Below are 8592 nucleotides of genomic sequence, written 5' to 3' on the forward strand. Positions count from 1 at the left end.
TGTCGATGACCAATCCTGTCCTGATTGAAGAGCTGAAGACCCTGGTTGAGCCTGGCAAGGTACTGACCGATGCCGACTCCCTGAATGCTTACGGTAAGGATTGGACCAAGCATTTCGCCCCGGCCCCGAGCGCCATCGTGTTCCCCAAGACCACCGAACAGGTCCAGGCCATTGTCCGTTGGGCCAATGAGCACAAGGTCGCGCTGGTGCCATCCGGCGGTCGCACCGGGCTTTCCGCTGCTGCCGTGGCGGCGAATGGTGAAGTGGTCGTCTCGTTCGACTATATGAACCAGATTCTCGACGTGAACATGACCGATCGCACCGCCGTTTGTCAGCCGGGCGTGGTCACCGAGCATTTGCAGAACGTCGCCGAAGAAAAAGGCCTGTACTACCCGGTGGATTTCGCTTCGGCAGGTTCCAGCCAGATTGGCGGCAATATCGGCACCAATGCCGGCGGGATCAAGGTCATTCGCTACGGCATGACCCGCAACTGGGTCGCGGGCATGAAAGTCGTCACCGGCAAGGGCGATGTGCTGGAGCTGAACCGCGACCTGATCAAGAACGCCACCGGCTACGATTTGCGTCAGCTGTTTATTGGCGCTGAAGGCACGCTGGGGTTCGTGGTCGAAGCGACCATGCGTCTGGACCGCGCCCCGAAAAACCTCACCGCGATGGTCCTAGGCACCGCCGATTTCGACTCGATCATGCCGGTGCTGCACGCGTTCCAGAGCAAAGTCGACCTGACCGCGTTCGAATTCTTCTCCGATAAAGCCCTGGCGAAAGTCATGGCGCGGGGTGATGTGCCGGCACCGTTCGAAACCGATTGCCCGTTCTACGCGCTGCTGGAATTCGAAGCGACCACCGAAGCAGTGGCCAACCACGCCCTGGAAACCTTCGAACACTGTGTCGAGCAGGGCTGGGTGCTGGACGGCGTGATGAGCCAGAGCGAAACCCAACTGCAAAACCTCTGGAAACTGCGCGAGTACATCTCCGAAACCATTTCCCACTGGACGCCGTACAAGAACGACATTTCGGTCACCGTGTCGAAAGTCCCAGCGTTCCTCAAGGAAATCGATGCGATCGTCGGTGAACATTACCCTGACTTCGAAATCGTCTGGTTCGGCCATATCGGCGACGGCAACCTGCACTTGAACATCCTCAAGCCAGAAAACCTCAGCAAGGACGAGTTCTTCGCCAAGTGCGCGACCGTCAATAAGTGGGTGTTCGAAACCGTCGAGAAGTACAACGGTTCGATTTCCGCCGAGCATGGCGTGGGCATGACCAAGCGTGATTACTTGACCTATAGCAGATCAAAGGTTGAGATCGAGTACATGAAAGCCGTCAAAGCAGTCTTCGACCCGAACGGCATCATGAACCCGGGCAAAATTTTCGCTGTTTGAATCAATGGAACAGGAGTCGGTAATGAGCTATCAGCACCAGTATGTCGACGGTACGCGTATTCATTTTCCGTTGGGGAAAGTGGTGTGCATCGGCCGTAACTACGCCGAACACGCCAAGGAACTGGACAACCCGGTGCCTACCGAACCGCTGCTGTTCATCAAGCCAGGCAGCTGCGTGGTGCCGCTGGAAGGCGGTTTCAGTATTCCGACCGAACGGGGTTCGGTGCACTACGAAGCAGAGATTGCCGTGTTGATCGGCAAACCGTTGTCGACCAAGCCAAGCCGCGAAGAAGTGCTCGACGCCATCTCCGGTTTCGCCCCGGCCCTGGACCTGACCCTGCGCGACAAGCAGGCCGAGCTGAAATCCAAGGGCCTGCCCTGGGAAATCGCCAAGTCCTTCGACGGTGCGGCAGTGATTGCACCGTTCGTGTCCGGCGGTACCTTCGCCGACCTGACCGACATCGGCATCCGCCTGACCATCAATGGCGAAGTGCGCCAGGATGGCAACAGCAGCGCGATGCTCAACCCGATCGTGCCGATGATCCAGCACATGGCCGGCTGCTTCTCGCTGCAGGCCGGTGATGTGATTCTCACTGGCACGCCAGTGGGTGTCGGCCCGCTGAACGTCGGTGATGAAATTGTCCTGGAGCTGCCAGGCGCCAGCCGTTTCACCAGCAGCGTCCGCTAAACAACGAAACCCTGTAGGAGCGAGCTTGCTCGCGAAAAACGTCAGAACAACGCGTTCAATCAGAAACCACGCGTTATCGTTGACGTCCATCGCGAGCAAGCTCGCTCCTACCATCAACTCCCCTGGAACGCATTCCCCGATGGCCACCCAACCGATGTCCACGCTGAAATCTGCCCGCCGCTCACGCTTTGCCATGCGCTGGTATTCCTGGCTTTTGCTGGTGGTCGCCGCCGCGTATGGCCTCGCGTTTGCCATGCATTGGGATGACCGTGGCGTGCTTTGGATGCGCGAGCGTTTCGAAAGCCCGGCCGAACGCCAGGAGAGTATCTGGCTGCCGGAGTACCGGGCGGTGATCGACGCCAAGCTGCTGCCGGGCATGGAAAAGGACGAAGCCTCGGACCTGGCCTACGATCCGCAGACCAAAACCCTGTTTTCGGTCATGGGTAAAAATCCGTTTCTGGTCGAGCTGACCTTGCAAGGCGATGTGCTGCGCAAAATGCCGTTGGTGGGCTGGAGCAATCCGGAAGGGGTGACCGTGATGGGCAACGGTCTGTTGGCCATTGTCGATGAGCGCGAGCACCTGCTCTCTATCGTCAAAGTCGATGCCGACACCCGCGAGCTGAACATCGCCAACTTCCCGAAATACGACCTCGGTCCTTCAAAAGACCAGAACAAAGCCTTCGAAGCCATCGTCTGGGACTCACGCAACCAGCAGATGTTGCTGGGTGAAGAACGTCCGCCGGCGCTGTTCACCTGGAAAAGCACCGACGGCCAGACCCTCACCGGCGACAAGCAGAAACTCGCCAGTGACGAACTGGACATCCGCAACCTGTCAGCCCTGGCCATCGATTCGCGCACCGGTCACACCCTGGTGTTGTCTGCCGATTCGCACCTGTTGCTGGAGCTGGACGAGAAGGGCGAGCAGGTCAGTTTCATGACCTTGCTGGGTGGCTTCAATGGTTTGAGGAAAACCATTCCCCGCGCTGAAGGCGTGACCGTGGACGAGGCGGGCACGCTTTATATGGTGAGCGAACCGAACCTGTTCTACCGTTTCGAAAAGCAGCGCTGACCTGAATTTGTAGGAATGTCGATGCTTTGTTGTAGGAGCGGGCTAATGGCCATTAAGCTTCAATTCAGACAGGCGTGATATTTCATCCGCCTGTCTTGAATCTGAGCCCGCCCTAATGCGTCGATTTGCCCGTCCCAACCCCCTGTTACTGATCCTGTCGGTGATCGCACTGATCGTGTTGATTGCAATCGGTCAGTACCTGCGCCTGTTCGAACGCGCCTGGTTCAATCTGCAGACGGCTTGGCAACCGATGAGCACGTTGTCCATCGGACTGGATCAGTATCAGGTCGACGTTGAGGCGCGCGTTATCGAGGGCCTGGACGACGATGTGTCGGCACTGACGTTCGATCCGGTGCGCAAAAGCCTGTTCACCGTCACCAATAAAAACTCCGAGCTGATCGAGCTGTCGCTGGACGGGCAGATTGTTCGGCGCATCGCGCTGGTCGGCTTCGGCGATCCGGAGGCTGTGGAATTCATCAGCGCCGACACGTACGTGATCACCGACGAGCGCGAGCAGCGGCTGATCAAGGTACATCTGGAAAAGGACACCACGTTCCTCGACGCGGCAGATGCCGAGCAGATGACCCTCGGCGTGCACATGAGCGGCAACAAGGGTTTCGAGGGATTGGCCTACGATTCGGTGGGCAAGCGGCTGTTTGTCGCCAAGGAACGCGACCCGATGCTGATCTACGAGGTGCAGGGTTTTCCGCATTACAACCCGGAAAAATCCTACGCGGTACACGTGGTCAACAACCCCAAGCGCGATGCCGGGATGTTCGTGCGAGACCTGTCGAGCCTGCAATACGATGAGCGCAGCGGCCATCTGCTGGCGCTGTCGGATGAGTCGCGGTTGATTCTGGAACTGGATGTGGACGGGCGACCGCTGAGCACCCTGTCACTGAACAAGGGCCGTCAGGGGTTGCGCAAGACCGTGCCGCAAGCGGAAGGGATCGCCATGGATGACGACGGCACGATGTACCTGGTGAGCGAGCCGAACCTGTTCTACGTTTTCAAGAAACCCGCGCAACCCTGAAAAGCACTGCAAAACAAATGTGGGAGCGGGCTTGCTCGCGAATGCGGTCTGTCATTCAACATCTTCGTTGGCTGACACGGCCCCTTCGCGAGCAAGCCCGCTCCCACAGGTTTTGTGTTCGGCTTACTCGGCGCGCAGGGTTTTCACGCCTTCGCTGGTGCCCAGCAGCAGCAAGTCGGCCGGACGCGCTGCAAACAACCCATTGGTGACCACGCCCACAATCGCGTTGATCTGCGTTTCCAGTTCCACCGGGTTGGTGATCTGCATGTTGAACACGTCGAGGATGATGTTGCCGTTGTCGGTCAGCACGCCTTCACGGTAAACCGGGTCGCCGCCCAGCTTCACCAGCTCGCGGGCCACGTGGCTGCGGGCCATCGGGATCACTTCGACCGGCAGCGGGAACGCACCGAGCACTGGCACCAGCTTGCTGCCGTCGGCGATGCAGATAAAGGTCTTGGCCACGGCCGCGACAATCTTCTCGCGGGTCAGGGCTGCGCCGCCGCCCTTGATCAGGTTCAGGTGCGCGTCGCTTTCGTCGGCGCCGTCGACGTAAAACTCCAGGTCGCTGACCGTGTTCAGCTCATACACCGGAATGCCGTGGCCCTTGAGGCGCGCGGCGGTGGCTTCGGAACTGGCAACGGCGCCGTCGAATGCGCCCTTGTGCTGTGCCAGTGCGTCGATGAAGCAGTTGGCGGTGGAGCCGGTGCCGACCCCGACGATGCTCTTGTCGTCGAGTTTCGGCAGGATGAAGTCGACGGCGGCCTGAGCCACTGCCTGTTTGAGTTGATCCTGGGTCATGCGGGCTCCGAGGTGCCGAAGAGGGGAACGAAAGGCCGGCATTATAGGCGTCGGGGCGGGGAAGGTCATTGTCCGATTGGCAGGTCGTGACTATTGCCTGCACCCCGCCACGGTTACCTGTAGGAGCGAGGCTTGCCCGCGAAGAGGCCGACACATCCAGCATAAATGTTGACCGTAAGATCGCTTTCGCGGGCAAGCCTCGCTCCTACAGGTGTGGTCGTGCGGCTGAAAGGCGGGTTAGACTCCTTGGCCCTGCCCAACCCGCTCAGTGATGCTTTCCGATGCTCGAACAGTACGTCAAAAAGATCCTCACCTCGCGCGTTTATGACGTTGCCGTAGAAACCCCATTGCAGACTGCTCGCCAGCTCTCCGAGCGGCTGGGCAATCATATTTGGCTCAAGCGTGAAGACTTGCAGCCGGTGTTCTCGTTCAAGATTCGCGGCGCTTACAACAAGCTCACGCAGTTGAGCGACGAAGAACGCGCGCGCGGCGTGGTCACCGCTTCGGCGGGCAATCACGCGCAAGGCCTGGCCCTGGCGGCCAAGGTGTTGGGTGTGAAAGCCATCATCGTCATGCCCAAGACCACGCCCGAGATCAAGGTCGAAGGCGTGCGTTCCCGTGGTGGCAAAGTGGTGCTGCACGGCGATTCGTTCCCCGAAGCCCTGGCCTACTCGCTGAAACTGGTCGACGAAAAAGGCTACGTCTACATTCACCCTTACGATGATCCGCACACCATTGCCGGGCAGGGCACGGTGGCCATGGAGATTCTGCGCCAGCACCCTGGGCGTCTGGATGCGATCTTCGTTCCGGTGGGCGGCGGCGGGCTGATCGCCGGCATCGCGGCGTACGTGAAGTACCTGCGCCCGGAAATCAAAATCATCGGCGTCGAACCGGACGACTCCAATTGCCTCCAAGCCGCCATGGCTGCTGGCGAGCGTGTGGTGCTGCCGACCGTGGGCCTCTTCGCCGACGGCGTCGCCGTCGCGCAGATTGGCCAGCACACCTTCGACATCTGCAAAGACTACGTCGATGACGTGATCACCGTCAGCACCGACGAGATCTGCGCGGCGATCAAGGACATCTACGACGATACCCGCTCGATCACCGAACCTGCCGGCGCCCTGGGCGTGGCCGGGATCAAGAAGTACGTCGAGTTGAATGGCGTCACCGGGCACACCTTTGTGGCGATCGATTCCGGTGCCAACGTCAACTTCGACCGCCTGCGCCATGTCGCCGAGCGTGCCGAACTGGGCGAGGGCCGCGAAGCGATCATCGCCGTGACCATTCCCGAGAAACCGGGTAGCTTCAAGGCATTCTGCGAAGCCATCGGCAAGCGCCAGATCACCGAATTCAACTACCGCTACAACACCGGCAGCGAGGCGCACATCTTCGTTGGCGTGCAGACGCATCCCGATACCGACCCACGCAGTGCGCTGATCGCCAGCCTCAGTGAGCAAGGTTTTCCGGTGATCGACCTGACCGACAACGAACTGGCCAAGTTGCACATCCGCCACATGGTCGGTGGCCGTGCGGCGCATGTGGTCGATGAAGTGATTCTGCGCTTCGAATTCCCGGAGCGTCCGGGCGCGCTGTTCAACTTCCTCAACAAGCTCGGCGGGCGCTGGAACATTTCGATGTTCCACTACCGCAACCACGGTGCGGCGGATGGCCGTGTGGTCGCCGGCTTGCAAGTGCCTCATGACGAGCGTCATCTGGTGCCGGCTGCGCTGGAAGAAATCGGCTACCCGTACTGGGATGAAAGCGACAACCCGGCCTATCAGCTGTTTCTTGGCTGAGCAGCTACGCTGATGGGCAGGCTATAAGGAAATCGAACAATGGAAACGTTAACCGCCCTGAAAGTGGCGCATGTCGTGGCAACGGTGCTGCTGTTGCTGTGCGCGCTGGGGCTGGCGATCTGGGTTTGGCGCACGCGACGCAACGGCGATGCGACGGCTCCCGCCCGTACGCTGCAACGGCCGCGCGTGTTCATCTGGTTACTGATGGGGCTGGCGCTGCTGAGCATGCCGTTCACGGGGTGGTGGATGGTGCATCTGGTGGGCTGGCCGCTGGGGCAGAGCTGGTTGCTGGCGTCCAGTGTGCTTTACACCGTGGCCGCGTTGGGCTGGTTCTGGCTGCTGGTGCGGCTTAACAAGCTGCGCACCGCGCCGGGAGGCAACGGCAAGTTCACCTTTGCCTTGGCGTTGTTCAGTTTCGTCTGCTTTATCGCCATCGCCGGGCTGATGGGCGCCAAGCCTGTTTAAGGCGCAAGACCGAGTTGGCCCCTTCGCGAGCAAGCCCGCTCCCACATTAGATCTTCAGCGAATACAGATTTTGTGTGCGACGCAGATCAAATGTGGGAGCGGGCTTGCTCGCGAAGACGGTTTCAGTCACGCAACGAAATTACCGGCCAGCCACGCTTCTCTGCTTCCGCGCGCAAGTTAGGGTCTGGATCGACCGCCACCGGATTCATCACCTGCTCCAGCAGCGGCAAATCATTCATCGAGTCGCTGTAGAAATAACTGTCTTCCAGCGAATACCCGGTCTCTTCCAGCCAACGATTTAGCCGCGTCACCTTGCCTTCCCGGAAGCACGGGACATCAGTGCTGCGCCCGGTGTAGCGGCCATCAACCATTTCGCATTCGGTGGCAATCAGGGTTTCGACGCCCAAACGCTGGGCAATCGGCCCGGTGACGAAGCGGTTGGTGGCGGTGATGATCACCAGTTTGTCGCCGGCGTCACGGTGCTTGGCCAGCAGTTCGATAGCCTTGGGCAGCACGATCGGTTCGATGCAGTCGCGCATGTAATCCAGGTGCCACTGATCCAGCACGGCCATCTCGGTGCGTCCGAGCACTTCCAGGCAGAAATTCAGGTACGCATCGTTATCGAGCTTGCCGGCCAGGTAGTCCTGGTAGAACTCGTCGTTGCGTGCCTTGTAGGCGACGGCGTCGAGGAAGCCGCGTTCGCACAGGTAATCGCCCCAGGCGTGGTCACTGTCACCGCCCAGAAGCGTGTTGTCCAAGTCGAATAAAGCCAGCCGCATTGCAGTTACTCGCTGAAAAGTCTGTAGAAAGGCGTCCAGAATACGGACTTTTCACAAGAGTGCACATAAGGTTGGCCGGCTCGTTGCTGCCTTCACAACCTTTGTGGAACAATGCGGCGACATGCGTTTGCGAGGTTGTTGCCGTGATCGACCCCGATGGTTTCCGCCCCAATGTCGGGATCATTCTGACGAATGATGCCGGCCAGGTGCTATGGGCTCGCCGTATCAATCAAGATGCCTGGCAGTTTCCACAGGGAGGAATCAACCCCCAGGAGACGCCGGAAGACGCCTTGTACCGCGAGTTGAACGAAGAAGTGGGCCTGGAACGCGAAGATGTTGAAATTCTCGCCTGCACCCGGGGCTGGTTGCGCTATCGTTTGCCGCAACGTCTGGTCAGGACGCATAGCCAACCGCTGTGCATCGGCCAGAAACAGAAATGGTTTCTCCTGCGCCTGATCTCCAACGAGCAGCGGGTGCGGATTGTCCTGCATATCACCCGGCTCACCGAGCATGTGCATCAGACAAACCGGCAGGCCTGTGGCCGCTGCGGCATCCAGAGCACCA

General features: G+C 59.6%; 9 protein-coding genes. 7 read left to right on the plus strand and 2 right to left on the minus strand.

All coding sequences use genetic code 11. The annotated features are described in order from the left end of the window. The first annotated feature begins 5 nt into the window (after positions 1 to 5). The 4 genes from ACIPL2_RS11440 (at position 6) to ACIPL2_RS11455 (ending at position 4190) form a co-directional block, all read left to right on the plus strand. Entirely contained in the window at positions 6 to 1400 is a 1395-nt protein-coding gene (locus ACIPL2_RS11440; RefSeq protein WP_401356121.1) for an FAD-binding oxidoreductase, read from the plus strand. Positions 1401 to 1422: 22 nt separating this feature from the next. Further along, positions 1423 to 2088 carry a fumarylacetoacetate hydrolase family protein gene (locus tag ACIPL2_RS11445; protein ID WP_401356124.1) on the plus strand — a complete coding sequence of 222 codons (666 nt, stop codon included), beginning with the start codon at positions 1423 to 1425 and terminating at the stop codon, positions 2086 to 2088. A 139-nt stretch (positions 2089 to 2227) separates the two neighbouring features. Further along, a complete protein-coding gene (locus ACIPL2_RS11450) occupies positions 2228 to 3157 on the plus strand; it encodes an SdiA-regulated domain-containing protein (protein ID WP_401356126.1) in 930 nt (309 codons plus the stop codon). 115 nt (positions 3158 to 3272) lie between these two features. Further along, positions 3273 to 4190, plus strand: coding sequence for an SdiA-regulated domain-containing protein (locus ACIPL2_RS11455; protein WP_401356128.1), 918 nt, complete (start codon positions 3273 to 3275; stop codon positions 4188 to 4190). Positions 4191 to 4313: 123 nt separating this feature from the next. On the opposite strand, the gene rpiA is transcribed toward ACIPL2_RS11455, so the two are convergent. Further along, complete coding sequence (rpiA, locus tag ACIPL2_RS11460; protein ID WP_401356131.1) at positions 4314 to 4988, minus strand: ribose-5-phosphate isomerase RpiA; 675 nt, start codon at positions 4986 to 4988, stop codon at positions 4314 to 4316. A gap of 281 nt (positions 4989 to 5269) precedes the next feature. Between rpiA and ilvA the strand changes: the two genes are divergently transcribed. Together ilvA and ACIPL2_RS11470 are read left to right on the plus strand one after the other, a co-directional pair. Continuing rightward, complete coding sequence (ilvA, locus tag ACIPL2_RS11465) at positions 5270 to 6784, plus strand: threonine ammonia-lyase, biosynthetic (protein ID WP_401356133.1); 1515 nt, start codon at positions 5270 to 5272, stop codon at positions 6782 to 6784. Between the two features lie 39 nt (positions 6785 to 6823). Then, a complete protein-coding gene (locus tag ACIPL2_RS11470; RefSeq protein ID WP_401356136.1) occupies positions 6824 to 7249 on the plus strand; it encodes a DUF2269 domain-containing protein in 426 nt (141 codons plus the stop codon). A 122-nt stretch (positions 7250 to 7371) separates the two neighbouring features. Here ACIPL2_RS11470 and ACIPL2_RS11475 read toward each other — a convergent pair whose 3' ends face one another. Continuing rightward, a complete protein-coding gene (locus ACIPL2_RS11475; RefSeq protein ID WP_401356139.1) occupies positions 7372 to 8028 on the minus strand; it encodes an HAD family hydrolase in 657 nt (218 codons plus the stop codon). A 143-nt stretch (positions 8029 to 8171) separates the two neighbouring features. Between ACIPL2_RS11475 and ACIPL2_RS11480 the strand changes: the two genes are divergently transcribed. Beyond that, a partial coding sequence (locus ACIPL2_RS11480; RefSeq protein WP_401356141.1) for an RNA pyrophosphohydrolase occupies positions 8172 to 8592 on the plus strand: 421 nt, incomplete at its 3' end.

It is taken from the genome of Pseudomonas sp. NPDC086251, assembly GCF_044746405.1.
Classification (GTDB): domain Bacteria; phylum Pseudomonadota; class Gammaproteobacteria; order Pseudomonadales; family Pseudomonadaceae; genus Aquipseudomonas.

What these genes read in the sequence shown, in the direction of transcription:
- rpiA (WP_401356131.1), bottom strand. Translation starts at nt 4,988, where the DNA reads ATGACCCAGGATCAACTCAAACAGGCAGTGGCTCAGGCCGCCGTCGAC.
- ACIPL2_RS11450 (WP_401356126.1), top strand. Translation starts at nt 2,228, where the DNA reads ATGGCCACCCAACCGATGTCCACGCTGAAATCTGCCCGCCGCTCACGC.
- ACIPL2_RS11470 (WP_401356136.1), top strand. Translation starts at nt 6,824, where the DNA reads ATGGAAACGTTAACCGCCCTGAAAGTGGCGCATGTCGTGGCAACGGTG.
- ACIPL2_RS11440 (WP_401356121.1), top strand. Translation starts at nt 6, where the DNA reads ATGACCAATCCTGTCCTGATTGAAGAGCTGAAGACCCTGGTTGAGCCT.
- ACIPL2_RS11455 (WP_401356128.1), top strand. Translation starts at nt 3,273, where the DNA reads ATGCGTCGATTTGCCCGTCCCAACCCCCTGTTACTGATCCTGTCGGTG.
- ACIPL2_RS11475 (WP_401356139.1), bottom strand. Translation starts at nt 8,028, where the DNA reads ATGCGGCTGGCTTTATTCGACTTGGACAACACGCTTCTGGGCGGTGAC.
- ACIPL2_RS11445 (WP_401356124.1), top strand. Translation starts at nt 1,423, where the DNA reads ATGAGCTATCAGCACCAGTATGTCGACGGTACGCGTATTCATTTTCCG.
- ilvA (WP_401356133.1), top strand. Translation starts at nt 5,270, where the DNA reads ATGCTCGAACAGTACGTCAAAAAGATCCTCACCTCGCGCGTTTATGAC.